The 24042-nt window shown below is 55.5% G+C and carries 25 protein-coding genes; 9 read left to right on the top strand and 16 right to left on the bottom strand.

The features are described 5' to 3' along the window. Positions 1-165: 165 nt before the first annotated feature. The 4 genes from CQ011_RS08415 to uraD all read right to left on the bottom strand — a co-directional run bounded on the left by CQ011_RS08415 (position 166) and on the right by uraD (position 3586). Positions 166-1701: a nucleobase:cation symporter-2 family protein gene (locus CQ011_RS08415; protein ID WP_181148040.1), complete on the bottom strand. Its 1536-nt coding sequence runs from the start codon at positions 1699-1701 to the stop codon at positions 166-168. Between the two features lie 76 nt (positions 1702-1777). Beyond that, complete coding sequence (gene pucL, locus CQ011_RS08410; RefSeq protein WP_105676640.1) at positions 1778-2701, bottom strand: factor-independent urate hydroxylase; 924 nt, start codon at positions 2699-2701, stop codon at positions 1778-1780. 4 nt (positions 2702-2705) lie between these two features. Beyond that, the gene (gene uraH, locus CQ011_RS08405) at positions 2706-3062 is read right to left on the bottom strand and encodes a hydroxyisourate hydrolase (RefSeq protein WP_105676639.1); all 357 of its coding nucleotides are present in this window, start codon (positions 3060-3062) and stop codon (positions 2706-2708) included. A 29-nt stretch (positions 3063-3091) separates the two neighbouring features. Further along, complete coding sequence (uraD, locus tag CQ011_RS08400; protein ID WP_105676634.1) at positions 3092-3586, bottom strand: 2-oxo-4-hydroxy-4-carboxy-5-ureidoimidazoline decarboxylase; 495 nt, start codon at positions 3584-3586, stop codon at positions 3092-3094. 316 nt (positions 3587-3902) lie between these two features. On the opposite strand from uraD, the gene CQ011_RS08395 reads away from it, so the two are divergent. Then, positions 3903-4085: a hypothetical protein gene (locus CQ011_RS08395; RefSeq protein ID WP_105676629.1), complete on the top strand. Its 183-nt coding sequence runs from the start codon at positions 3903-3905 to the stop codon at positions 4083-4085. Positions 4086-4169: 84 nt separating this feature from the next. On the opposite strand, the gene CQ011_RS08390 is transcribed toward CQ011_RS08395, so the two are convergent. Further along, complete coding sequence (locus tag CQ011_RS08390) at positions 4170-4832, bottom strand: TetR/AcrR family transcriptional regulator (protein ID WP_181148039.1); 663 nt, start codon at positions 4830-4832, stop codon at positions 4170-4172. 128 nt (positions 4833-4960) lie between these two features. On the opposite strand from CQ011_RS08390, the gene CQ011_RS08385 reads away from it, so the two are divergent. Next, on the top strand, positions 4961-7207 hold the full coding sequence (locus CQ011_RS08385) for an ABC transporter permease (protein WP_105676619.1): 2247 nt from the start codon (positions 4961-4963) through the stop codon (positions 7205-7207). 81 nt (positions 7208-7288) lie between these two features. On the opposite strand, the gene CQ011_RS08380 is transcribed toward CQ011_RS08385, so the two are convergent. From CQ011_RS08380 to CQ011_RS08365, 4 genes are read right to left on the bottom strand one after another with little or no spacing between them, the layout of a single operon-like run. After that, a complete protein-coding gene (locus CQ011_RS08380; RefSeq protein ID WP_105676616.1) occupies positions 7289-8437 on the bottom strand; it encodes a Gfo/Idh/MocA family protein in 1149 nt (382 codons plus the stop codon). 44 nt (positions 8438-8481) lie between these two features. Next, entirely contained in the window at positions 8482-9543 is a 1062-nt protein-coding gene (locus tag CQ011_RS08375) for a substrate-binding domain-containing protein (RefSeq protein WP_105676611.1), read from the bottom strand. A 57-nt stretch (positions 9544-9600) separates the two neighbouring features. Continuing rightward, entirely contained in the window at positions 9601-10629 is a 1029-nt protein-coding gene (locus tag CQ011_RS08370; protein WP_105676607.1) for an ABC transporter permease, read from the bottom strand. Continuing rightward, positions 10626-12164 carry a sugar ABC transporter ATP-binding protein gene (locus CQ011_RS08365; protein WP_286161134.1) on the bottom strand — a complete coding sequence of 513 codons (1539 nt, stop codon included), beginning with the start codon at positions 12162-12164 and terminating at the stop codon, positions 10626-10628. Before CQ011_RS08365 ends, CQ011_RS08370 begins: the two co-directional genes overlap by 4 nt. A 117-nt stretch (positions 12165-12281) precedes the next feature. Here CQ011_RS08365 and CQ011_RS08360 point away from each other — a divergent pair, with 117 nt between their 5' ends. Next, positions 12282-13517 (top strand): ROK family transcriptional regulator, encoded by a 1236-nt coding sequence (locus CQ011_RS08360; protein WP_502692878.1) that lies wholly within the window; start codon positions 12282-12284, stop codon positions 13515-13517. Continuing rightward, complete coding sequence (locus tag CQ011_RS08355; protein ID WP_181148038.1) at positions 13514-14536, top strand: sugar phosphate isomerase/epimerase family protein; 1023 nt, start codon at positions 13514-13516, stop codon at positions 14534-14536. Before CQ011_RS08360 ends, CQ011_RS08355 begins: the two co-directional genes overlap by 4 nt. 16 nt (positions 14537-14552) lie before the next feature. Here the strand turns inward: CQ011_RS08355 and CQ011_RS08350 are convergent, their stop codons facing one another. Further along, a complete protein-coding gene (locus CQ011_RS08350; protein ID WP_105676598.1) occupies positions 14553-15554 on the bottom strand; it encodes an AEC family transporter in 1002 nt (333 codons plus the stop codon). Between the two features lie 168 nt (positions 15555-15722). Here CQ011_RS08350 and CQ011_RS08345 point away from each other — a divergent pair, with 168 nt between their 5' ends. Continuing rightward, the gene (locus CQ011_RS08345; protein ID WP_105676595.1) at positions 15723-16478 is read left to right on the top strand and encodes an SDR family oxidoreductase; all 756 of its coding nucleotides are present in this window, start codon (positions 15723-15725) and stop codon (positions 16476-16478) included. A 77-nt stretch (positions 16479-16555) separates the two neighbouring features. Beyond that, complete coding sequence (locus CQ011_RS08340; RefSeq protein WP_105676593.1) at positions 16556-16972, top strand: nuclear transport factor 2 family protein; 417 nt, start codon at positions 16556-16558, stop codon at positions 16970-16972. Here the strand turns inward: CQ011_RS08340 and CQ011_RS08335 are convergent. From CQ011_RS08335 to CQ011_RS08325, 3 genes are all read right to left on the bottom strand, one after another. After that, entirely contained in the window at positions 16952-17401 is a 450-nt protein-coding gene (locus CQ011_RS08335) for an SRPBCC family protein (protein WP_105676590.1), read from the bottom strand. The genes CQ011_RS08340 and CQ011_RS08335 overlap by 21 nt on opposite strands. Before the next feature lie 39 nt (positions 17402-17440). Beyond that, positions 17441-17698 (bottom strand): hypothetical protein, encoded by a 258-nt coding sequence (locus tag CQ011_RS08330; RefSeq protein ID WP_105676587.1) that lies wholly within the window; start codon positions 17696-17698, stop codon positions 17441-17443. Between the two features lie 92 nt (positions 17699-17790). Further along, positions 17791-18252, bottom strand: coding sequence for a MarR family winged helix-turn-helix transcriptional regulator (locus CQ011_RS08325; RefSeq protein ID WP_105676582.1), 462 nt, complete (start codon positions 18250-18252; stop codon positions 17791-17793). Positions 18253-18387: 135 nt separating this feature from the next. Between CQ011_RS08325 and CQ011_RS08320 the strand changes: the two genes are divergently transcribed. Genes CQ011_RS08320 through CQ011_RS08310 form a run of 3 tightly spaced genes read left to right on the top strand, consistent with a single transcriptional unit; the run spans position 18388 to position 20777 of the window. Then, positions 18388-19419, top strand: coding sequence for a tellurite resistance/C4-dicarboxylate transporter family protein (locus CQ011_RS08320; RefSeq protein WP_105676579.1), 1032 nt, complete (start codon positions 18388-18390; stop codon positions 19417-19419). 9 nt (positions 19420-19428) lie between these two features. Continuing rightward, positions 19429-20430 carry a pirin family protein gene (locus CQ011_RS08315; RefSeq protein WP_105676574.1) on the top strand — a complete coding sequence of 334 codons (1002 nt, stop codon included), beginning with the start codon at positions 19429-19431 and terminating at the stop codon, positions 20428-20430. Between the two features lie 14 nt (positions 20431-20444). Next, positions 20445-20777 (top strand): GNAT family N-acetyltransferase, encoded by a 333-nt coding sequence (locus tag CQ011_RS08310; protein WP_105676569.1) that lies wholly within the window; start codon positions 20445-20447, stop codon positions 20775-20777. On the opposite strand, the gene CQ011_RS08305 is transcribed toward CQ011_RS08310, so the two are convergent. The 3 genes from CQ011_RS08305 to dnaB all read right to left on the bottom strand — a co-directional run bounded on the left by CQ011_RS08305 (position 20774) and on the right by dnaB (position 24018). Further along, positions 20774-20962: a helix-hairpin-helix domain-containing protein gene (locus CQ011_RS08305; RefSeq protein ID WP_105676565.1), complete on the bottom strand. Its 189-nt coding sequence runs from the start codon at positions 20960-20962 to the stop codon at positions 20774-20776. The two genes, CQ011_RS08310 and CQ011_RS08305, sit on opposite strands and share 4 nt — an antisense overlap. Positions 20963-20975: 13 nt before the next feature. After that, entirely contained in the window at positions 20976-22358 is a 1383-nt protein-coding gene (locus CQ011_RS08300) for an MFS transporter (protein ID WP_105676561.1), read from the bottom strand. A 304-nt stretch (positions 22359-22662) separates the two neighbouring features. Further along, the gene (gene dnaB / locus CQ011_RS08295) at positions 22663-24018 is read right to left on the bottom strand and encodes a replicative DNA helicase (RefSeq protein WP_096255165.1); all 1356 of its coding nucleotides are present in this window, start codon (positions 24016-24018) and stop codon (positions 22663-22665) included. Positions 24019-24042 lie beyond the last annotated feature (24 nt).

The raw sequence follows: 24042 nt of genomic DNA, 5'->3' as shown, positions 1-24042 counted from the left end.
AACCCCACGAGCCCCTCCGACAATAAATTCCCATATTGCTCACATATTGGGGTTTTCTCGGTTTGAGAACATGGCAAAGTGCCCGCAGATATCCATCTGCGGGCACTTTGCCAAAATTGGTACTTTCATTCTTGTTCATCTAGCTTGTCGATAGGATTTTCGCCGTCAGTGCTCCGATGTTTTGGCAACTCTGGGTACAGGCATCTCAATGGCTCCAGTCTGAATCTGTTCAAATTCTTCGGGGGTCACCACGGGAATTTCATAGCCTTCCTTATCGATGAGCATGCCACCTTCAAAGTGGTCACCCTCGATCAGTCCGCAGATCTCTTCGCGCTTCACCAGACGTGGCGGGGCGGCGGAGAAGACCGATGAGTTCTTGGTATTTCCGAACTTGAATTCGTTGAACAGCAAGTTCAGCAACACTGCCATGATGGCCGCCGAGGAGATCCCCGAGTGGAAGATCGTTTCAAACCAGCTTGGGAAGTTTGCATAGAAGTCAGGCTTCACGATGGGGATACAGCCAAAGGAGATGGACGCGGCCACAATCACCAGGTTCATTCCGTCATATTTGATCTTCGACAGCGTGCGAATTCCCGAGGCAGCCACGGTTCCGAACAAGACGATTCCAGCACCACCAAGAACTGGCGTGGGGATTGCCGCGACTACTCGTCCCAGGATTGGAAGCAGTCCAAGAACCACCAGGATTCCGCCACCGGCAGCCACAACAAAGCGACTGGTGATCCCGGTAATTGCTACCAGACCAACATTCTGCGCGAAGGCAGACTGGGTGAAGGTATTAAAGATTGGGGCTACCGCCGAAGATGCCATATCTGCGCGTAGTCCGTCGGCGATCCGTTTGGAATCCACGCGGGAACCAGCGATTTCACCGACCGCAAGAATATCGGCGGTTGTCTCCGTCAAGATGACCAAAACAACGATAGTCATCGAGATGATTCCACCGAGTTCAAAGACCGGCATGCCGAAGGCCAGCGGCTGTGGGAAGGCGAAGATCGCGCCGGTGCCCACTTGGGAGAAGTCGGCCATGCCAAGCAAGGCGGCGCCGACGGTGCCTAAAACGATTGCGATCAAGATAGACATTCTCGAGATGGCTGCGTTGCCGACCTTGGACAGCAGCAAGACAAGTAGCAAGGTACCGGCTGCTAAACCAATATTTGCCAGTGATCCGTAGTCATCTGCTTTAGCGTCTCCACCCATGGCCCAGTTTGCGGCTACCGGGGTCAATGAAATGCCGATCATGGTGATCACCACGCCGGTGACTACCGGCGGGAAATATCTAATGACTCGGGCGAAGAATGGGGCTATGAGGAAGCCAATGAGCGCCGCGACCAGCACCGCACCGAAGACTGCAGGAAGCCCTCCACCACCATTGACGATGGCGGCCATGGTTGCCACGGAGGCGAACGAGGTGCCCTGAACCAGCGGCAGTTGGGCACCGAAGAAAGGAATACCGATGGTCTGCAGGATGGTTGCAAGCCCACCAATGAATAGGCAGCTGGCGACCAGGAGCCCTACTTCTTCACTGCTGAGACCGGCCGCTCCACCGATGATGAGAGGTGGGGCGATAATGCCGCCATACATCGTCAATACATGCTGAAGCCCGTAGGCCAACGACTTCCCAAAAGGTAATTTAGCGTCTTCCGGGCGTGCTGTTTTGATAGGTTCATTGTGTGTAGCGCTCAAGGCTGACCTCCTACGTCAGTCGCTGCCAAAAGGGTGTACCGGTGTACCAGCACTGGCACACCCTTTTCACGTCGAGTTAGATAAATGCAGGGATATTAGCCCAGACCGGATGGTTAGCCTCGGTGCCCTCACGGGTGACAGTTGCTTCGATCAGTCCGTATGGACGGTCAGCAGCAAAGAACACTTCATTCGGGTTGTCTTGACCAAAAGCATCAAGATCCACCAGGAAGTGGTGCTTGTTTGGCAAGGACATCTTGATTTCAGCGATTTCTGGATGTGCCTCCAATACCGCTTGGCCCATGTTGTACATGCTCTGCTGCAAGGCATAGGAGTGCGTGAGTGCAAACTGGGTCAGCAGCAAGGATCGCACCGACGCATACACTGCATCAAAGTCGATGCCGGCTGCGACACCTTCCGGGGTGTAGCGCCAACGGGCGGTGACATCGGTGGCGAGAATTCGTTCGGTGGTGCCCTTGAGAGTGGTGTATTTATCCACTGGGAACCCATGGAATTCGCTGCCGGTGGACTTCAAAACCGTCAGGTCTTCAAGTCCTGCAACAATACTTTTCTCACCGTTCTCGGCAATTTCCAAGACCGCGGTGCGCACCTCTGACTTGTTCTGCGAGAACGCGTGATCATGGTCGTTGATGCGGTCCCAGAAGAATTGCTGTGCGGCCCAGCGTCCTCCGCTAACCCAAGCGAATTCGCTGGTGAAGTGTTCGCCGAGTCGCACCAGGAACTCCTCTGGTGAAGCCACTCCGTCACGGGCCAAACCGTATACGGTGTTCTTCTGGGTGTCGGTGGCGACCACATGGGCGTTGTCCCCATCGGTGTGGGCGGCGGCAAAGTCTCCGTGAAGTTGGCTGGTGACGTTTAGATCTTGGATCTGATGACGGTCGGTGTCTCGGGTGATCTTCACCAGGCGGACTTCCGCTTTACCGTACTGGTTGCTTCCTAGGACGATTTTGGTTCCGGCTGGGGCGTTAATTTGTGCGGTCATGACTCTAACTTCCTCGGTACGTGGAATATGCAAACGGGCTGATAAGAAGGGGTACGTGGTAATGCTCGGCAACGTCAGAGACGTAAAAGTCGATGCTTACCGCGGGGAAGAAAGTTTCCGTTCCCTGCTTCCCGAAATAGTCACCGGTTTCAAAGGAAATCCGGTAGCGGCCTATTTCAACCTGAGTCGGTCCAAGATTCTTAATGCGTCCGTCCGCATCGGTGATCTGGGATCCGATTTCTTGCCAGCCGGATGCCAAATTGGCTTCCAGCGTGGCCTTAACACCAGAGGCAGGCCTCCCGGTCCCGGTGTCGAGAATATGGGTGGTGATGTGACTGCGTTGCGCGGTCTGTTCATCCATGGAGTACTCCTTAGTTCAAAGGGGTGGCTTTAGTTGCTGACGACTTGTTCTAGCCGTAGCAGCGCAATGGCGCTCAGTTGCTCGGCGACTTCGCGCGCTTCAATGTCATCGTCATTGCCTAAACGGCGTTCGCATTCGCTCAGGATTTCGGCGCTACTTCGACCGGCGGCACGGATAAGGAATACCCGGTTAAATCGGTCTTCGTAGGCACGGTTAGCCGTGGAAAGCTGAGCGGTAATGTCCTCGTTCAGTTGCAGGGCCGCCTGTTCACCGCGTGAAAGGGTGGCTTCGGCCGAGTTACCATCGGCTCGTTCACCAATTCTTGGATGGTGCGCCAACGCGGCGGCGGTCTCTGCTTCGCTCAGGGATTCGGCACTTCGAGAACCTGCTGCAAGTAATTCATCGTTACTTGCGTAGGGACGAGATGCGACGATGTCGTTGATCCAACGCTCCACATCGAGGCATGGGCGCAGAATAGCTGCGGCCTGCCTCTGGGGGAGATTGTTAAATTCTTCGAGGTTCATTGGGTGATCAGCTCTTTTCCTACACCACAATCCGGCGGCTGAACACCCTTACCACCGATGGTTTATCGGCTTCGACTCGATGTTTTTGGATCGTGGAATCTTCGTTCCACTACTGTAAGCCAACTCACACCACTTCCGTCAAGGGGTTTGCCAAGGCTATTTTTTGAAGTGTGATTTATTGTCCGGGATTTCGGTCGAAAGAAGTTTTTAGGCGTAAACCCTTGCCAAGACTCTAGCTACCCAGAGATACTGGTTCCGTAGAACAAAATTTAACTTCCATATTGTGGAATGAAAAGAATCAAGAAGGAGGGTCGCCATGACCGCCAACCAGCCGGCCAGCATCAACTACTCACCCAAGGAAGCGCGAGTCCTCAGCGCGACCGCAGCACTCCAAACGGGAATGTTCCAGCCAATAGAAAATCTGGATCCAGATATGTCCCCACGTGCACGTATCAACCCTTCCGCGCCAACCTTTTTTGATCGTTTACTGCGCAGGTAAACACCCGCCCACCCCGTGGGCCACGAACAGCGTAAAGACCATGCTCCGGAGGCGCCGAGCATGGTCTTTACGTGCTTAAAAGGACTAAATAAACGTGGGACTCAACGGTGTCACCATAAAATCGGCGCGCTGCGTACTAGGAGCAGAAATCATGCCTACACAGGTATCGAGCAAGAAGTAGCCAACCGCCAACCAGTCAGGCTGCTCAACACCCTCGTGGATGCGCTGCTCATATTGACTGCTGATCCCGAGCACCAGATGCCCCATAATTCCGGACCGGGCGCGCAGAACTACCGCAGGAATCCCCTCCAACTGTTCACCGGTACGCAGATTGAGCCGCTCAATATCTTCGACATGCAAGAGCGAATCGGTTAGCAGCTCACCCACCGAGGGAACCGTACGAACTTGAAATAGAAACCTGGCTCGCCAACTAGGCGCCGGTAGCTGACCCAGATGCTCAAGCCATGGCAGGATACGGCAAGCGAGGACCTCGCGAAGCCCCGCATCTTCCCCCAGCTCTGCCACCAACTGTTTGCGTCGCGCATCAACCGGGAGGACCGAGCGTTCGATCAGCGCACGCAACAGACCATCGCGGTTCCCGAAATGATAGGCAATCGCCGAGTGGTTAGCGGTACCAGCATGCTCGGTAATCCGCCTGCTGGATACCGCGTCAATGCCATGGCAGGCATAAAGCTCTTCGGCAGCGTCAAGCAGGACTTCGCGCGCTCGTTCACCTTGTCGACTCACAACAATCCCCGACCTTTCCTGGCGCCACCAACGTGCAACAGCTCAATAGTGATTCTCACCTCGTTCATTATACAATTTACGCCATGTGGCGTAAATTAGTTGAACGATAACAACTAATAATCTGATTCATGCAGGAGCACGAACGTTTGAGCAATCCCCCAGAAGTCACTGATCCTCCGGTCGAGAGCAGAAAGTCCAAACGCAAACAGACGCCGGAGCTGGATCCCGTCGCCGCTGCAGCGAAACGTTCCAAGATCGAAAAAATCGCCCGTACCGTGATGGTCTTCCTAATGCCACTGATGATCGTAGGCATGATGATCCTTGGCTACATGGGGGCTATGCACCATCAATCGGCCAAGGATATGCCGGTGGTCGTAGCCGGCTCCAACTTAACCAAGGTCGCGGATCTCGCTCAAGAACTAGGTGATGCTGACCCGGGGGCCTTGGAGATTACCCGGCTCGATTCCGCCCTTGAAGCCCGCGAAATGGTGTATGACCGTAAGGCCTCGGCCGCCGTCGTATTGGACGGAAAAACCGCCACGCTCTACAGCGCCTCGGGTGCCGGCGCCTCGGCGACCAGCACGGCGAGCGCCGCCATCACGCCGGTGCTGCTCGAAGCAGACCTGAAGGTGTTCTCCGAAGATCTCGCGCCACTGCCCGAAAATGACATGTCGGGCCTCGGCGCAATGTTCCTCGCCACCGCCATGATCACCGCCGGCTATATGCCGTGGTCCATGGTGCTCTCCAATTCACCAGAGCTACTGCGCTTCCGCCGTTCGGTTCCACTCCTTGCCGGCTGGTCCATCATCATTTCCGCCCTGGGCGCGCTGATCACCGGCCCTATTCTTGGCGTGTTGCAAGGTTCCGACGTGGTTCCCGTCATGGGAACGTTGGCCCTAGGCGTGTTTGCCGTCGGCTCGATCCATCTGCTCTTTACTCGGCTCTTCGGAGCCATGGCAGTGATCCCGGGGATGCTGGTCCTGATGGTGTTGGGTCAACCAGCCTCGAATATGGGTATGTCGGTCTACTCTTTGCCTTCGATCTTTCCATTCCTACACTCTTTCCTGCCGATGCCCGCACTGGGCGAAGCGTTGCGTTCAATCATGTACTTTGACGGTGACGGCGCAACCAAACACCTATTGATGCTTGCACTGGGCGCAGTTGTGGGTCTGGTACTGACCGTGCTGTGGGATGCTCGAAAACATGCGCGAGGCAAAAGCGCGATCCCCACCAGCATCAATATTGCGTCCTTGCACGGTGGCCCACGTCCACAAAGGAAATTCTGGCGATACCTCTCACTGGTGGCATTCCCCCTAGGCATGATCGCCATGATGTTGACCTTCATGCTCGGCGCCATGCACGAGCCGACCCCGCGTGATATGCCCGTGGCCGTAGTGGGATCCACTATGAAACAGGCGCAACAGAGCGTGGATGGGCTCAACGAGAACCTCTCTGGCATGTTCGATCTGACCGCCCTGGACTCGGCAGAGGACGCGGTCACCCTGATGGGCAAGCAGGACTTCGTCGCGACCTTCGTACTACCGGATGCAACACACGCCGAAGCCACCTTGTACACCGCGCAGGCAAGCGGCAACGCTGCGAAGCAGGTGGTGAGCCGAGTATTTGAGCAGATTGCCGACGCACAGGGCATGGAATTGACCCAAGAGGAACTCGCTCCGCTGCCGAATAGCGATAATTCGGGCACCGTCGTGATGTACCTTGCCATGGGTTGGATCATGGCAGGCTTCATGGTCATAGTGGTCGCCGGCACCGCCGCCCCACACCTGCTGCCATTGAAGAAGCTTCTTCCCTTGCTGATGGGCTACGCGGCCTTTATGTCACTGGTGTTGTGGTTGATTGCTGGGCCCATCACCGGTGCGGTGGATGGACACTTCTGGCAGCTGTTTGGTCTTGGCATCTTGACGATTTTTGCTTTGTCGATGTTCACCACGATCTTCAACCGGCTCATTGGAATGTTCGCAATCCTTCCCACCTTGGCCGTGGCAATGTTCTTGGGCGTTCCTGCCTCGAACGCTGCACTGTCTATCTACATGGAACCGCATATTTTCACCGTGTTGCATCAGATTCTGCCCATGCCGGCGGCGGTCGAGTCGGCCCGTTCGATCCTGTACTTCGACGGTGCTAACCTCGGCTCGCACCTCATGGTGCTCGGACTCTGGGCGCTGGTTTCCTTCGCGGTGGTGGTCATCATTGATTGCCTCAAACCGGTGAAAACCACTGCCCACCCGATTCCAGAAGCGGAGATTGCGGCACTGCAAGTGGCTCCAAAGCAGGCTTCCCTCCCTCCGGTGGAGGACGAAGAACTCTTCATCGAATCCGATGAAGACCGGGACAAGGAACTGGTCAGCGTCTAACTATTCCTTGCTTCCACCCCGTACTGCAGGCCAGCGATCATCCGATGAAGAATCATTTGATCGCTGGGCTGCTGTACTTTTTTATTTCCCAACGGCCAGCTGCACCCTCGCACCACTTTGGACCGCACTATCTTCGATTCCTGCCAGTACCCGCTGCACCGCAAGTCCATCAGCGAACGATGGGCTTGCCGGGATGCCACTGCCGATAGCCGCTAAGAAATCCCGGATTTCATGGGTAAAGCTTTCCGCCCAACCAAGTACGTGACCGGTCGGCCACCAGCCTTCTAAGTACGGGTGCTCTGGTTCGGTGACCATAATCGATTTGAAACCATGCTCCCCGGTATCACCCGAAGCCTCGTACAACTTCAAAAAATTCATGGACTCCAAATCGAATTCTAAAGATCCCTGGGATCCGTAAACCTCGATACGCAGGGAATTCTTCTTGCCTGTTGCCATCCGGCTGGCTTCCACCGTGGCGATCGCGCCATTATCCAGTTCCAAGGTCGCCCAGATCGCATCGTCGACACTGACCTGTTCTGTCCCCGAGTCTCCAGTCCGTTCGGTGACAAAGGTGCGGCTGGTCGCCGAAACCGAGCTAATCTGTGCCCCGATGAGAAACCTGAGCTGGTCCACCGCGTGAGAACCCAAATCTCCCAGCGCCCCGGACCCTGCTTCATCCTTGCGCAACCGCCACGTCATAGGAGCGGCATCATCGACTAGCCAGTCCTGATAGTAGCGAATGTTCAGTTGTCGCAATTGGCCCAGTCGTCCTTCGGCTATCAATCGCTGAGCCATTGCTAGGGCAGGAATTCTCCGGTAGTTGAACCCCACCATGCTGATAACTCCACGCTCGGCCGCTGCCAGCGCGGCCGCATTCATCTCCTCGGCCTCGGCCAGCGTGTTAGCCAGTGGCTTTTCAACCACCACGTGTTTGCCATGCGCTAGAGCAAAGAGTGCTATCTCAGCATGCAGGGCGCCTGGGGTGCAGATATCGACAATGTCGATATCCTCACGGAGGATTGTCGCGCGCCAGTCGGTGCTAGATTCTTCCCACCCAAATTTGGCAGCCGATTCTGCGGTGCTGGTGGGGTTAGAGCCCACCAGCACCCGCATGCTCACCAGGGTCGAATCGTAGGTGGCGTTAACGTTTCGCCACGCTTGGGAATGGGCTTTGCCCATGAACGAATGGCCAATCACCGCAACCCCGAGGGCCGATCCTGTTCTGAGCATTTGCTTCTCCTTCTAATGGGACTAATTTCGCTACGCTCTGCGGTCTAGGACTCAAAGGCTGTAGGCAAATATTTCTCCACGTTGTCCTTGGTCACCACGGCGGCGTACAGCACAACTTTGCGCGGAATTTCAATGTCCAACAGGTCTTCCAACGAACGTTCCTGCGCAACGAGTCGCGCCATCCTCACTCCATCAGCAGCCTGATATGCCGGGTACACGGTGGTCGCCTTGACCACCGAATCTCCGGACTGAATCTCACGCATCATATTTGCCGAACCACCGTTACCTACCATGAAGAATTCGCTACGGTCTGCGGCTTTAATGGCTGCCAGCACCCCGACGCCCTGATCATCATCGTGGTTCCAGATCGCATCCAGATGAGGTGCAGCTTGCAACAGGTTTGAGGCGGCACGCTCACCGGATTCTACGGTGAACTCTGCTGGAACTCGGTTTGAAACTTCAAGACCACATTTGGCCAGCGAATCTTTGAAACCTTCACTACGCTCCTGGGTGAGTGGCAAGGAATCAATTCCAGGAATTTCACCGATTTTGGCGTCTTTTTTGTCACCCAGTTCGGCGCAGATGAAGTCGCCAGCGGAGACTCCCACACCATAGTTATCGCCGAGCACCGTGACTCGAGACGATTGCGCGGTACTGAACTCACGGTCAACGTTGATCACCGGGATGCCTGCATCCATGGCTTTTTGCGCCACCTTGGTCAACGCCGCCCCGTCGAAAGGCAAGAGCACAATCGCATCGACCTTGTCGTTGATCATCGTCTCGACCTGGCTGATCTGTACGCTGACGTCGTTGGTGCCTTCGGATACCTTCAGCTCTACGTCTGGGTAATCCTTCGCGGTTTCCACCGCGAGGTCAGTCATGGCAGCCATGAATCCGTGGTCCGCGGCGGGCACCGACAAACCAATGGTGACCTTCTTGCCTTCTTCGGCGTTGGCGCCGGCGGCTGCCGGGGCATTCTGGGCGTCGGAAGTTTCATTGCTGGGTGCTGGTGAGTTTGAGACGCATGAGGTGAGCATAAAAGCCGAGGTTGCGAGCAATGCGGCCGCACCCAACATCTTGCGTGGACCCTTATTCGAGGCAAACATTTCTTCTCCTTTGAATCATTGTTACTGCGAGTGGTGCACGGAAAGTCTTGAGATAAATCAGGTTCTCGACTGCCTAATCGCCAGCTGCCGCTGGATCAGCACTGCGATCACGATAATGGCGCCCTTGGCTACCAGTTGCACCGACAGCGAGAGGTTGTTCAGCGCGAAAATGTTAGTCAGTGTGGAAAAAATCAGCACACCAAGCACCGTTCCAAAAATTGAGCCGCGGCCACCGGTGAGCAAAGTTCCGCCAATGACCACCGCGGCGATGACATCCAGTTCCAAGCCAGTACCGTGCGTGGCACTGCCGGTGGTAGTACGCGCCATGAGCATAAAAGCACCGATTCCAGCGCATAGACCGGCGAGCGCATAGACGATCATGGTGTGACGTTCGACCTTGATCCCGGCGAGCCTTGCGGCTTCTGCGTTTCCTCCAATGGCGAAGGTTCTGCGTCCGAAAGTCGTGCGGTTAAGTAAGACCCAACCGCCTATCGCTACGAGGACAAAGATCAACACGATAGTGGGAATTCCGAATAGGTCTCCACCGATTGCTTGAAGGAATCCGTCCACCGAAATCAGTTGTGTTTTCTTATCTGAAATGATCTCCGCCAAACCACGTGCGGCGGCCATCATAGCCAAGGTTGTAATGAACGAAACAACCTTGCCATAAGCGATCAAAATACCGTTGACCAGTCCGGCCGCGGCGCCGATGGCCATCGCGGTGATGGGTAAAAAGATCCAGGAGGTACTCTCTGCGAACATCTGCCCGGACAAGGTAGTCGCCCAGACTGCTGCGAGAGCTAGGATCGCACCCACGGACAGATCGATGCCGGCGATGGTGATCACGAAGGTTGCCCCGATACTGACCACACCGGTGACCGCAGCCAGACGCAGAATGGTCATCATGTTGTTGACATCAGCGAACCGTTCTCCGGCGGTAAGGCCGCCCACTACGCACAACAAGATCAGCGCAAAAATCAGGCCCATATTTCTGCGCAGCCCGGCATCAAGTAGCCATTTCAGGACGCTGCGTCGCGGCCGGTTATGCACCGTTGATCGCGCGTGGCTCGAAGTTGCGGAGCTCATAGGGTGGTCCCTTCCATCACAAGGTCAAGAATTTGATGTTCACTCAGTTCTGCTGCCGCGCCCCGGTGCACGATGCGGTTCTCGGAAACCACCAGAACTTGATGGCCTAATCCGAGTACTTCTTCTAGTTCACTGGATACCACGATGATCGCGATTCCTGCCCGGGAAAGTTCGGAGATCAGTTGATAGATCTCGCTTCGCGCACCGACATCTACGCCTCGCGTTGGTTCATCAAGCAAGAGCACCTTGCACCCGTGGGAAAGCCAGCGGCCCAAGACGATCTTTTGTTGGTTTCCACCAGAGAGCGTGCGGGCCTCGCGGGTGGGATCTGCGGGCCGCAATTCGAGCTTGTCGATCTGCTCCATGCTGACTTGGTACTCGTTTTTACCGCTGGTAAACCCCGCGGTACCGTAGCGCCCGATACTCGCGAGCGTGAAGTTCGAGATGAGAGTGTCGTCGAGTAGCAGAGCCTGGCTTTTGCGTTCTTCCGGGCAAAGACCCATACCTGCTTTGACGGCGGCTACCGCAGAACCAGGCCTCAGTTGTTTGCCTTCGACGCGCACCACTCCGGAGACCGGTTTAGTACTGCCGTATATGGCTGCCAAGATCTCCGAACGGCCGGAACCAACGAGCCCCGCCAACCCAAGCACCTCACCCGCACGCACGTTAAAGGAGAGCGGTTCCTGTCCGGGAGCGATGACCAGCTCTTGGACCTGCAAAATGTTTGGTGCGTCGTCCGAAAGGCTGACCACCGGCGGGAAGACATTGCTGATGGTCCGGCCCGTCATATGCGTGATCAGTTCACCATTGGAAGTCTGGGCGACCTCTAGGTTTGAGGCGACGGCACGGCCGTCTTTCAAGACCGTGATGCGATCGCCAATGACCCGGATTTCTTCAAGGCGATGCGAAATGTAAATGACCGCAACCCCACTGGCGGTTAGTGCCTTGACGGTGTCAAAAAGGTTGCGGACTTCTTCGGAATCGAGGACCGCAGAGGGTTCATCCATAATAATTAGGCGCACCTCACGAGACAGTGCGCGGGCCATTGAGACGATTTGTTGGCCGGCCGCCGAAAGCTCGCCGACTTCCATACTTGGTGATATTTCCTGGTGGCCTAGCCTGGCAAGAAGCTTTGCTGCCTCGACTTGTTCAGCTTTATGGGAGCTGAATCCCCCTCGGGATTTTTCGTGTCCTAGGAAGATATTTTGTGCAACTGTCAGTGACTCGACTAAGTCGAGTTCCTGGTACATCGTTCCAATGCCAGCTTTGATCGCATCATCGGGAGAGGAAAAGCGGACCTGTTGGCCATCAAACAGGATTTCTCCGTCGTTAGGTTGGTGTACCCCTGCGAGAACTTTGATCAATGTCGACTTTCCCGCGCCATTTTGACCCAGCAGGCAGTGGACCTCTCCGGCTTGGACGCCGAAACTAACCTGTTGCAAGGCAATGATGCCTGGAAATCGCTTTTCGATCCCCCGCATTTCGAGCAAATTAACTTGCTCACCCGTCCCACCGTTGACTTCATCGTGGCTCATAGTGATGGACGTTACACTGACTTTTGATAACTGTCGAGCAAAAGTCGACAATCTATTGTCATTAGTTGTGATCTGGACAACATCTTTTGCTGAATGTGTTTCACTAGAGTCATGTCCATGACGATCACTGCCCCCAAGTCACCTACCGCTGCACCAGGTGCAGGTGAACTGTTTCAGTTCCTGCGTGATGGCAAACCACGCACCCGCTCGGAGCTCGCCCAGATCACCGGGTTATCGCGATCCACCATCGCAGCACGCGTAGAAGCACTGCTTGACCTCGAATTAATCGGCACCGTCGGGGCCAGTGCGTCTTCCGGTGGCAGACCACCGTCAAACTTTGCTTTCGCACCGACATCGCGCACAGTGCTCGCCGCCGATTTAGGAGCCGCGCACGCCATTTTGGCGCTGACCGATTTAGCCGGGAACATCATTGACCACTTACGCGCAGATGTCGACATCGCAGCCGGCCCCATTGCTACCTTGACGTGGGTCGTGGAGAGCTTCACGGAACTGCTTCAACGTAATGCACGCGGCGTAGACACACTTTCTGGCATCGCCATTGGCGTTCCTGGCCCGGTCGAACATTCAACGGGGCGCCCCACCAAACCTCCCATCATGCCCGGGTGGAACGACTTCGATATTCCCGGGACCATTCAAGAGCACTTTAATGTCCCGGTCCTGGTCGACAACGACGTGAACATCATGGCGCTGGGCGAGAAAACGCTGTCTTGGCCCACTACCGAAAACCTTATTTTTGTGAAAGTCGCGACCGGGGTCGGCGTGGGCATCATTAGCGGTGGCCAGCTGCAACGTGGTGCCCAAGGCTCAGCTGGGGACCTAGGCCATGTGCAGGTTCCCGGTGGAGAAGCTAAACCGTGTAGCTGCGGAAACACCGGTTGCTTAGAGGCTCTTGCGGGCGGGGCAGCGGTAGCTAAAAACCTGGCGGCCCTAGGTTATCCAGTACAGACCGCGTCTGACGTCGGAAAGCTTGCCGAGGAAAATAACACCGCGGCGATTCAAGTGCTCCGCCAAGCCGGACGCGATATCGGGGCAGTGCTTGCCATGTGCGTGAATCTTCTCAATCCCTCGGTGATCGTTCTGGGTGGACGCCTGGCCCGCGCCGGCGAGCACGTCATCGCCGGCGTACGTGAAGTCGTTTATTACCGATCCACGCCCTTGGCCACCCAACATCTAGTCATCGGCGGCTCAACGGCGAAAGACATGGCCGGTGTTCGCGGTGCAAGCATGCTGGTCATCTCGCACATACTTTCTGCCGAGGCTGTCGACGAACTAGCAAACTCCCGAGCCGCCACACGATCCTCACACGAAACCACCAAGGAGAGCCTGCGATGACCACCGAACACGCAACCCACCCGGTGACACTCTTTACCGGGCAATGGGCAGATCTTCCCTTCGAACACGTAGCAAAGTTGGCCGCGGACTGGGGTTATGACGGGTTGGAGATCGCGGCCTCCGGAGATCATCTAGACCTCAAACGTGCCGACGAAGATCCAAATTATCTGAAATCTCGTCTGGAGATCTTGGATCGGTATGGGTTGCAGGTTCATGCAATCTCCAACCACCTCACCGGTCAGGCAGTCTGTGATGATCCCATTGATTTTCGCCACCAGGCTATGGTGCGCGGATACACCTGGGCAGATGGAGATGCTGAAGGGGTACGCCAGCGTGCCGCGGAAGATATGAAACGCGCGGCCAGGGTGGCCCGCAAGCTCGATGTTAACGTGGTAGTGGGATTTACCGGCTCAAAAATTTGGCCCTATGTCGCCCAATTTCCACCGGTGCCCGCCTCGGTTATCGATGCAGGTTATGAGGATTTCGCCACCCGCTGGAATCCAATTCTAGATGTTTTCGATGACCAAGGAGTGCGCTTCGCACACGAGGTTCATCCTTCGGAAATTGCGTATGACTACTGGTCTTCGGTGCGTAGCCTCGAAGCAATCGAATACCGCTCGGCATTCGGTTTTAATTGGGACCCGTCACATATGATGTGGCAGAACATTGATCCAGTGGGATTTATCTGGGACTTCAAAGACCGGATTTACCACGTGGACTGCAAGGACACCAGGATGCGCACCCCTAACGGCAGGGCCGGTGTTCTCGGTTCACACCTACCATGGGGTGATCCTCGCCGAGGTTGGGATTTCGTCTCTACCGGCCACGGGGACGTACCGTGGGAGGACGCGTTCCGGGCACTGAAATCTATTGGCTACACCGGCCCCATCTCGGTTGAATGGGAAGACGCCGGAATGGATCGTCTACATGGCGCCAAACAGGCGCTAAGTTACGTCCGTTCGCTGCTGTGGAAACTGCCCGAAGCAGGGTTTGATGCGGCATTTAGTAACCAAGAATAACCCCGGGCGCAGCAACCTACTTGAGCACCAGCTGCGCGAGCACCGGGAGGATAACTACCGACAAGGCACAGGTGATCACGATGGCTAGTGCGGTCGGCTCGCCATCACCGGTGTCGTTTTGCGCCATGATGTACGCAGTAGCCGAGGTTGGCATAGCTGCCATCAGCACCGCCGTGTTGAACCACATCGCATCAAGTTCTGGAGCAAAAAGCCAGAGCAATGAAACCGTGAGCATTGGCAGGGCTAGCATTTTGCCCACCACCATGATGCCCATGGTGCGTTTTGCCGCTCGCACCGGAACGGCAGTTGCCGAGGCACGCCGCTTTAATGTTCGTTGAACCGTACGTCGCAGGGACAACCCGATCACGAACAACGCTCCGGGCGCCGCTGCGGCAGCGATTAGATCTACTGTGTCATCTATTGGCTGCGGTACCGGGATCCCCCACATGACTACCGCCCCGCCAATAACCATCGCCCACGTCACGGGGCTGTAAATCAGCGCATTTCTGACAGTCAACGCGATACGACGGCCGCTTGGTTTGTGCCCGTTTCCCGGGCCGGTTGGCATCATTAGTTGCGCGAGAATCGGGAAACCGACCATGAAAATGACGTTGTGGATCAACTGCCCCATCCCGGCGGCAAGTCCGGCTTGGCTACCGAGCACTCCGAGTATTACTGGAATCCCTAGGTAGGAGACGTTACCGAAACTGGTACTGAGCATCCCCGCCAGGGAACGGCCACGATCCACGCGCAAAAGATAACGAAAAAGTACCCAACAGATGAGCGCAAAGAGCAACGTAGCTAGAACCGTGATCCAGAGAAAATCCAACGGAACGCCGCGACTTATATCGGAGCGGGCAACCACCTTATATAAAAGTGCCGGCAGCGCTACATAAAAAACGAAGACGTTCAGTGCTGGTTCCACGCTGGGCGGGAACTTCGGTGAATAGCTAACCGCATACCCAATGAGCATCACGAAAAAGAGCGGCAAAACACCGAACAGTACGTCGAGGAACACACGAATCCTTCACAGGTCTTTTTGAGTCTTTCTAAGCCTAGTAGTTATCGTGCCGGCGCTACGCATCGGCGTAATATCCGTGGACCGACTTCAGTCATTGGCAGACTAGTTCATAAGCTCGGTAATCAGGCACCACTGTGCTGAACTTTGGTGCTCTAAGGAGAGAAAATGGCTACTGCAAATACGTCTCGTCCCACCATCTTGATAACCGGTGCCGGATCCGGGATTGGAAAAGCGACCGCCCAAACGCTGCTCAGCCAAGGCTGGAATGTGGTGCTGGCAGGGCGCACCGAGGACACACTTCGCCAGGCAGCCCAAGATCACGAGCATGCGCTAGTGCTTACCGCCGATGTAACCTGCGCCGCTCAAGTCCGTGAGTTATTCGCCAAGGCCACCACTCACTTTGGCAGACTCGACACCCTGTTTAACAATGCTGGTACTTTTGGCCCTGCGGTATCAATCGATGAATTGCACGAGGACGATTGGGACAAGGTCTGTCGGGTCAACCTCACCGGTGCGATAAATTGCGCCCGCGAGGCCTTTATCTACATGAAAGCTCACGGCGGTGGCCGGGTCATCAACAATGGCTCTATCTCTGCGCAGGTTCCTAGGCCGCGGTCGGTGGCTTATGCGGTCACCAAACACGCGATTACAGGGCTCACAAAATCCATCGAGCTAGATGGCCGACCATTTAATATTTGTGCGTCCCAAATTGATATAGGCAATACCGCAAGCGACCTCATGAATGAGCTGGGCACCGCTCAGGGTGCATTGCAGGCCGATGGCTCGCTCAAGGTCGAACCAACTTTTGCTTTGCAACAGGCGGCGGATGCGGTGGCTTTCCTCGCCAATAGTCCACTGACCGTATCGGTCAATCAATTAACCATCACCGCTGCCGGCATGCCATTTATCGGTCGCGGGTAAGGCTCTGCCTATTCGACTCAAAAGTGGTGACTATAGTGGGACAAACCATTTAAGTCCGAAGCCAGGCGAGTGAAAACATGTCAGCCGAACGTTCAAACTTACAGATCAGTTATCCGCAGAATTGCGGTAACGCCCCGCGGCATCAAATCATTCAAGAAGTGATTGTGGCCTTGCACAGCAAGGACGTCGACCATCTGAAACGGTGGGTGAGCGACGATATTGAATGGGAAATCGTGGGCTTTGGGACGTTGCACGGAATCGATGCCTTATGCCAATGGGTGAGTACTTCCAGAGAAACGAAGTCTTTAGAATTCAAAAGCGTACTAACTCACGGACGCGAGGGCAGCACCGATGGAAACGTCACCAACGATCAAGATATCTCCGCCGCCTTTAGCCATGTACTGCGCTTTACCGGGGCAACCAAAACAGCGCGTATTGCCTCCGTGCGCAGTTACCTAGTCTCCAGACCCCACTTAGAAGTATTCGGACAATAACGATTCAAGTTTCGCGAAGGCCGAGTTCCACGCCTTGGTGCTGGTGTCGATGACCTCGTATGGCAGTGGCGTCTGAGTGAGAGTCACAAAGGTCTGTCCTGCGAATTCTTTGAAGTCCACCTTGGTGTGGATCACCAGATCCAAGGTCATCTCATGCGGGCCGTCGGCACTGGCCAGACAAATATGTTCGTCAAAGACGGTGACTACCGCCTTGAGAGGCACCTGCGCTTCGGGGTTATCCCCCTGCTCCAAGGTCAGTTCGTGACGTCCGCCGACTTTTGGTTCCAGGATGACCGAGCCATCTTGCACGTTCCACCCTTGCGGGCCCCACCATTGGGCGATAATTTCTGGCTCAACAAAAGCCGCCCACACCGCGCTACGCGGTGCGGTGAATTGCCGGGACACTACAAGTTCAGTCATTTCCTGCATAGTCAGATTTTACCGTGGTCCTTCTAAAGAATCGACTGCCTACTGTTTGGGGCGACGTGATTCCATGCGGTTAGTGGTGTAAATGGTCTGTTCATCAGGCTGTGTTCCGGCGGCCTGATGTGCGCGCAACACCATCATGGCCCGATCCCACTTGATACGTTCGCGCGGACTGGTGGCTACCGAGCGCTCAGCCGGGCCGAAAATGCTCAGGCCTAGAAACTTTAGGCGCCAAAGGGCGCGGTACCAAAGGCTTAGTCCGGTGGTATCTCTGATGATGGGTAGTGGTGACTCGTCCATGGTGTAAACCTCATGCTTGTCGGTGCGCCTGGGCGGGCTACGTCAGTACTTCAAGTCTACGCTATTAGTTGGTGCACCAACTATATTTTAGATCACTCTCTCGGCGCAGAAATTCCCGCGTTCACGACCGAGCCAAGAATCTCACACAGCTCAACAACCTTTTCTTCGCTGAGGTTTAGTCGCTGCATCATCTCGCTAGGAACATCCAGTGCGTGTTCACGCAATGCGCTGCCCTGCGCCGTAATTTCAATCAAAATTGCGCGTTCATCCCGAGGATTCTTGCGACGTTCAAGCAAACCGGCTTTCTCAAGCCGTTTCACCAACGGAGTGAGGGTTCCCGGATCCAAATGCAGCTTCTCGCTGAGTTCACGAGCGCCCATCGGGCCGTGCTCCCATAAAGCCAGCATGACTAGGTACTGCGGGTGGGTCAGACCCATCGGGTCAAGCACGGGCTTATAGGCTGAAATCACCGCGCGTGAGGCGACCGCTAACCCGAAACATAATTGTCGTTCAAGCTTAAGCAGATCATCACGACGAAGATTGGTAGTGTCCACGATGTTTAGTTCTCCTTGAGCTCATCCCGGTACCTTCCTTAAGATCGTACGCCAGCAACCTGAGACGCGGCTTGGATAGCAAGCCCCGCTCGCGCTACCCTCAAATTTGAGACCGACGAATACGAGGAACAACAGGTGAACCAAAAACTCGATGGCATACGCCCGCGCTTCGCACATTGGGTTACCGCTCTTGCCCCCTCGGTTTTTTCTAGCGTCATGGCCACCGGCATCATTGGCTTGGGCTTGGTTCTGTCTGGGTTTATCGCCTTGGGACAAGTATTTTCTCTGCTCGCCTTCGTTATGTTCCTTGGATTGCTGGGCGTACTGACGCTACGCGCGGTTCGGCACCCAGCCGCGATGCTGTTAGATATCTTGAACCCTGCGGTTGGTTTTGGATTCTTCACCGTCGTCGCGGCAGCCAACGTCCTCGCCTTAGGTTTGGCAGTTTTGAATATGCCAGGCGCCGCACTAACAGCCATGATTTTTGGTGCGCTCCTCTGGGTTGCGGGCACCTATGCCATTCCTGCCGGATTGGTATTGCATGAGCGTCCCGAGCCTGCGCTGACACTTGCCAATGGCTCCTGGTTCCTCTGGGTTGTTGCGACTCAGTCGGTGGCAGGCGGTCTAGCGCACCACACCTACCTCGGATCCTGGACACCGATGCTGTCCTTAGGTATCTGGTTGCTGGGATGTGCGCTTTACCTGCTGACCGCAACACTGGTGACGGTGCGGATGATTCGCTACCCAAATCGTGCCGAAACACTCTCCCCCACCTATTGGATCTTCATGGGTGCCACGGCGATCAGCGTACTAACTGGTTCGCAACTTCTAGGCTTAGCAAATAGTGGTGAAATTCCGCAATGGCTACAGGCAAACATCGCTTTCACCACGTTGGCGTTGTTGTCTATCGGACTGTGGTTCATCCCGCTGCTGGTAATTTTTGGGATCTGGCGACATGTGATGCATCGACATCCGGTCAGCTACGAGACCGGCTTATGGGCCATTGTGTTCCCGTTGGGCATGCTGTCGACAGCTTGCCTTTCATTGGGGTCCATTCCGGACTTCACCGCCCTCTTTGCCTTAGGACAAATACTTATTTGGGTTGCGGTCGCGGCTTGGGCGGGAACCATCGCGTTATGGGTGGCACGAATGAAACAACCTGCCTAGTCTTAGCTTATGAGCAACCTCGAACCGGTCCCTGCGGAAATTGATTGCAGTAATCTTGACGCGCATCTTGAGGTACAGACCCTCGAACCTCGCCCAGTTCCCTTGGGTGGTCCACGAGCTATGACCGTATTCCGTACGCTTCCCCAGCGTCAGCGGAGCTTGATTGGCGCTTGGTGTTTCCTTGATCATTACGGTCCGGATGACGTTTCGCTCACCGGTGGCATGAGCGTTCCGCGCCACCCACACACCGGATTGCAGACAGTTTCGTGGTTATTCACCGGAGAAATTGAGCACATCGATTCTGCCGGGAATCAGGCGATAGTACGTCCCGGTGAAGTGAACTTGATGACCGCCGGTTATGGCATCACGCATTCGGAGTTCTTGTGCGAAGACGCCACCGTTTTGCACGGAGCACAGCTGTGGACTGCGCTGCCGGATCGGGTACGCAATATGGAACCGACCTTTGAGAACTTCCGTCCAGAGCCAATGAACGGCGCTGGCTGGATGCTCAACGTATTCTTAGGATCCCTCGCCATCGGTGATCAAATTTCTTCCTCACCGGTGAAAACACATACCGAACTCAGTGGCGCGGAACTGCATCTAGAAGCTGGAGTGGAAGTCGAGATCGTTGTGCCGGCCCATCACGAACACGGGTTGCTCATCGACCAGGGCCAAGCCACGCTTAATGGGAATCAGTTGGAACACCGTGAACTCGGATTTGTCCGAGCCGGCTGCACTATTCTGCGAGTTAAGGCAGGCGACGAGCCATTGCGCGCACTGCTCATTGGTGGGGAGCCACTAGGCGAAGACATCCTGATGTGGTGGAACTTTGTGGGCCGCACGCATGAAGAGGTCCTTGCTTTCCGTGCGCAATATCAGGCTGAAATTGGTGCCGAACCGGGAGATGCCTCAGAAGATCGGTTTGGACCTTTCCCTGCGAATACTCCGGCGGCATTACCTGCCCCGGCCTTACCCACCGTCCGCCTACGTCCCCGCGTGAACCCCTCGTAGAAAGTTGAATCACCATGAGTGAGATTACCCCGGCATATCTTCCGGATCGCAATCGTTATGCCTTGGACGACAACGGAAAGTTGATTGGAGCCGCACACTACCGTGATTTTCAGGGCGCGGAAGGTGTCGAGCGGATCTTCTTCCACACGGTAGTAGATGAGGAATATGGCGGCCAAGGGCTAGCCAGCGTGATGGTGAAATTCGCGTTGGACAACACGATCTCCGGCGGGGCACAAATCGTCGCGGTCTGCCCTTATGTCAAGGCCTACATTGCTAAACATCCTGAATTCCAAGAGCATCTAGCCGCCACCACGGACGAGCATTTAAAGGCCCTGCCAAGCGCTTAGCCCTTCATGGTCAGTCCGCGCTCGGCGAGCGCTTCACTAAGAATCTTCAGGGCTTTCGGCCCCACCCCGTGAAGTGCTGCCATTGCTTTAAAGCCGGTATCCCCTGCCTGTTCCAGGCTGGTGATGCCGGCTTTTTCCAATGCCCGGGTTGCAGGTGCCCCGATCACCGGTAATTTGGTAGCCATTTGACCAGCATAACTAAACACTTACTACGGCACTGGCTTTGGTACGCGGGGCGATGATCAGCAGTACAAGGATCAAGACCAGCGAGAACGCGAAGACTGCGACAAAGCCAAATCCGATAGCGGCCATGGCGAAGATGACACCACCCAGCGCGGTCACCGATGCGTTGCCTAGCGAGTCTGCCAAAGTCATAGCCGAGGAGTTAAAGCCTTGTTCTGCCTTAGACGACAGGGCAAACATGTTCACGGTTTGTCGCGGGAAGATCATCCCCATGCCAAACCCGCCAACCGCCCATCCGGCGACAAGTACCACCACGGGCGGATGGAACAATGCCGCGCACAACGCAGTGGATATTGCGATTACACCGGCTACGCCACCAATCGAAATGCAGGCAGCGTTGCTGAGCCGATCTCCGACTCTGCCTTGCAACCAGGATCCTAAAGACCACATCAATGCGGACGCCGTAAGGACTAGCCCGGCGCGGTCTGGCGCCAAGAAGTAGTCTTCGCGGAGCATATAGGGAAGGTAAATCTCCGCCCCGAAAAATGCGCCAGCTACCAGCGTGCGGGTCATTATTGTGGCCGGCAGTCCGCGTCGTACGGTAAAAGTTCCACGCGGAAGCAAGGGTTTGATGGCTACCAGCGCGAGTAACAATGCAGCCAGCAAAGCGGCTAAAGACCACCCGGTCCCGGCGTTGCCAAGTAGGTTCATCACGATGACCAGCGCACCGGTGAGCGCCGCTAATAGTAGGCGTTTGGTTGATACCGGGCCCAAGCTGGGATCACGTTCTGCGGACATTCGGTGCAAGGTGGGGACGATAGCGATAAAGGCCAGCGCAATAAATACTAGAACCCCAAGGAATACCGCGCGCCAGTGGATATAGGTGGCAATGAGCCCTGCTATCCACGGGCCAATCAAAGCCGGGATCACCCAGGCGGTGGCGAAGAGTGCAAAAATTTTTGTATGGAGAATTGCTGGGTAAGCTCTGGCGATCAACACATAGATGGCCACGGTAATAGCGCCCCCACCAATGCCCTGCAAGATCCTTCCAAGAATCAACACCTGCATGGTGTTCGCCGTCCCGCAGATCAGGAGGCCAATAACAAAGACACCCACTGAGGCATAGAGCGGGATTTTTGGACCGCGCCGATCCGATATTTCACCTGCGGCAACCATACCGAGCATGGCACTAGCCATGGGAGCGGCAAAGGCCAGCGCAAAGTAGCGTTGCCCGTCTAATAATTCGCTGACCAGCGGCATTACGGTGGTCACAGCCATCGATTCAAAGGCCACCAGGAACACTAAAACAAACATTCCCACGGTAGTGGCTAAATATTTGGCGTCGTAGATCGACTCGGTACCCGAAGTTTTTGCGGGTGGGGTGGGTGACGAAGGCATACGGTCATTCTTTCATCGAATGTCACGCCCGCTGATTCGGCCCCCTTGGTTAGTGTTTATTCAGCTTTGCTTTGTAAGCTGAAGGCATGCTTAAAGAAGATACACGTCGCCGCATGGTCAAAATCACCGCGGTTTCTCTAGCCGTCATGGTTGGTGCCACGGGAATTCTTTCCAGCGGGGTGCTCAGCCTTTTCTAGCCTGCCCAAATTTTGCGAGAGCTAGCTACTAACTTAAAAATGTTGGGCTCAAGGAATCTCCATGATTTCTTGAGCCCAACATTTTTGTTTTGGTCTAAGGCAAACTCTTAGCCGTCGTTTTGCATGTTGCTGAAGCGCGAGTAGTGACCCTGGAAGGCCACGGTGATGGTCTTGGTGGGACCGGCACGGTGCTTAGCGATGATCACGTCGGCTTCACCCGGACGATTTTCCTTGTCATACACGTCATCACGGTGCAGCAAGATGACCATATCGGCGTCCTGCTCGATCGAACCCGATTCACGAAGGTCCGAAATCATTGGCTTCTTGTCGGTACGTTGCTCGGAACCACGGTTCAGCTGCGACAGGGCAACTAGCGGAACGTCTAGCTCCTTGGCCAGCAGCTTGAGGTTACGGGAGAACTCAGAGACTTCCTGCTGACGCGATTCCACACGCTTACCGGAGCTCATCAGCTGCAGGTAGTCGAGGATGATCATGCGCAACTCATTGCGCTGCTTGAGCCGTCGGCACTTCGCTCGAATTTCCATCATGGACATATTCGGAGAATCGTCGATGAATAGTGGCGCTTCGTTCAGCCGTCCCATGGTGGTGGCAATCTTGGTCCACTGCGCGTCCTCTACCGAGCCCTTACGCAGGTCCTGGAGCTGAATGGATGCTTCGGCTGAAAGCAGTCGCATCGCAATTTCATTGCGGCCCATTTCTAGGGAGAAGAAGACGGTGGCCATATTGTTCTTAATGGCCGCCGAACGGGCGAAGTCCAACGCAAAGGTTGATTTACCCACGGCCGGACGGGCCGCGATGATAATCATCTGTCCGCCCTTCAAACCCTGGGTCAGCTCGTCAAACTCGTAGAATCCGGTAGGCACACCGGTAATCCCGTCGCCGGCATTCGCTGCGTTCTCGATTTCATCAACGGTTCCTTCGATGATGTCCGAGAGGCGTACATAGTCTTCACTATTTCGATTTTCGGCAACCTTATAGACCTCGGCCTGGGCTTCGTTCACGATGGCGTCAACTTCACCATCGGGCGAGTAACCCATCTGCACGATGCGTGTTCCGGCATCCACCAGACGGCGGAGCACCGCACGCTCACGGACAATCTCAGCGTAGTAGCCGGCGTTTGCTGCCGTTGGTACCTGTTGGATGAGATTATGAAGGTAGGCAGCTCCACCAACACGGGCGATTTCGCTGCGCTTGGTGAGCAGATCCGAGACGGTCACCGCATCGGCAGGCTCACCACGGCCGTAGAGGTCGATAATTGCATCGAAGATTGACTCGTGGGCTGGACGATAAAAATCTGTTCCACGCAACACCTCAACCACGTCGGCGATGGCATCTTTAGACAGCATCATGCCGCCGAGAACCGACATTTCGGCAGGAATATCCTGCGGCGGGGTACGACCCGCCTCAGAACCCTGACTCTCGTAGACCGGTTCCGCACTCATAACAGACACTTCCATCCCCTATTG

Origin of the sequence: Arthrobacter sp. MYb213, assembly GCF_002979915.1 — a bacterium.
Lineage (GTDB): Bacteria > Actinomycetota > Actinomycetes > Actinomycetales > Micrococcaceae > Glutamicibacter.
The sequence above is the reverse complement of the archived record's forward strand: the minus strand, read 5'-3'. Positions and strand labels throughout refer to the sequence as shown.

Bases quoted from the DNA above. Each gene is read 5' to 3' on its own strand.
- CQ011_RS08335 (WP_105676590.1), bottom strand. From the start codon at position 17,401: ATGCAGGAAATGACTGAACTTGTAGTGTCCCGGCAATTCACCGCACCG.
- CQ011_RS08360 (WP_502692878.1), top strand. From the start codon at position 12,282: ATGACGATCACTGCCCCCAAGTCACCTACCGCTGCACCAGGTGCAGGT.
- uraD (WP_105676634.1), bottom strand. From the start codon at position 3,586: ATGAACCTCGAAGAATTTAACAATCTCCCCCAGAGGCAGGCCGCAGCT.
- CQ011_RS08380 (WP_105676616.1), bottom strand. From the start codon at position 8,437: ATGCTCAGAACAGGATCGGCCCTCGGGGTTGCGGTGATTGGCCATTCG.
- CQ011_RS08385 (WP_105676619.1), top strand. From the start codon at position 4,961: ATGCAGGAGCACGAACGTTTGAGCAATCCCCCAGAAGTCACTGATCCT.
- CQ011_RS08300 (WP_105676561.1), bottom strand. From the start codon at position 22,358: ATGCCTTCGTCACCCACCCCACCCGCAAAAACTTCGGGTACCGAGTCG.
- CQ011_RS08355 (WP_181148038.1), top strand. From the start codon at position 13,514: ATGACCACCGAACACGCAACCCACCCGGTGACACTCTTTACCGGGCAA.
- pucL (WP_105676640.1), bottom strand. From the start codon at position 2,701: ATGACCGCACAAATTAACGCCCCAGCCGGAACCAAAATCGTCCTAGGA.
- uraH (WP_105676639.1), bottom strand. From the start codon at position 3,062: ATGGATGAACAGACCGCGCAACGCAGTCACATCACCACCCATATTCTC.
- CQ011_RS08310 (WP_105676569.1), top strand. From the start codon at position 20,445: ATGAGTGAGATTACCCCGGCATATCTTCCGGATCGCAATCGTTATGCC.
- dnaB (WP_096255165.1), bottom strand. From the start codon at position 24,018: ATGAGTGCGGAACCGGTCTACGAGAGTCAGGGTTCTGAGGCGGGTCGT.
- CQ011_RS08365 (WP_286161134.1), bottom strand. From the start codon at position 12,164: ATGAGCCACGATGAAGTCAACGGTGGGACGGGTGAGCAAGTTAATTTG.
- CQ011_RS08315 (WP_105676574.1), top strand. From the start codon at position 19,429: ATGAGCAACCTCGAACCGGTCCCTGCGGAAATTGATTGCAGTAATCTT.
- CQ011_RS08330 (WP_105676587.1), bottom strand. From the start codon at position 17,698: ATGGACGAGTCACCACTACCCATCATCAGAGATACCACCGGACTAAGC.
- CQ011_RS08305 (WP_105676565.1), bottom strand. From the start codon at position 20,962: ATGGCTACCAAATTACCGGTGATCGGGGCACCTGCAACCCGGGCATTG.
- CQ011_RS08345 (WP_105676595.1), top strand. From the start codon at position 15,723: ATGGCTACTGCAAATACGTCTCGTCCCACCATCTTGATAACCGGTGCC.
- CQ011_RS08395 (WP_105676629.1), top strand. From the start codon at position 3,903: ATGACCGCCAACCAGCCGGCCAGCATCAACTACTCACCCAAGGAAGCG.
- CQ011_RS08340 (WP_105676593.1), top strand. From the start codon at position 16,556: ATGTCAGCCGAACGTTCAAACTTACAGATCAGTTATCCGCAGAATTGC.
- CQ011_RS08370 (WP_105676607.1), bottom strand. From the start codon at position 10,629: ATGAGCTCCGCAACTTCGAGCCACGCGCGATCAACGGTGCATAACCGG.
- CQ011_RS08375 (WP_105676611.1), bottom strand. From the start codon at position 9,543: ATGTTTGCCTCGAATAAGGGTCCACGCAAGATGTTGGGTGCGGCCGCA.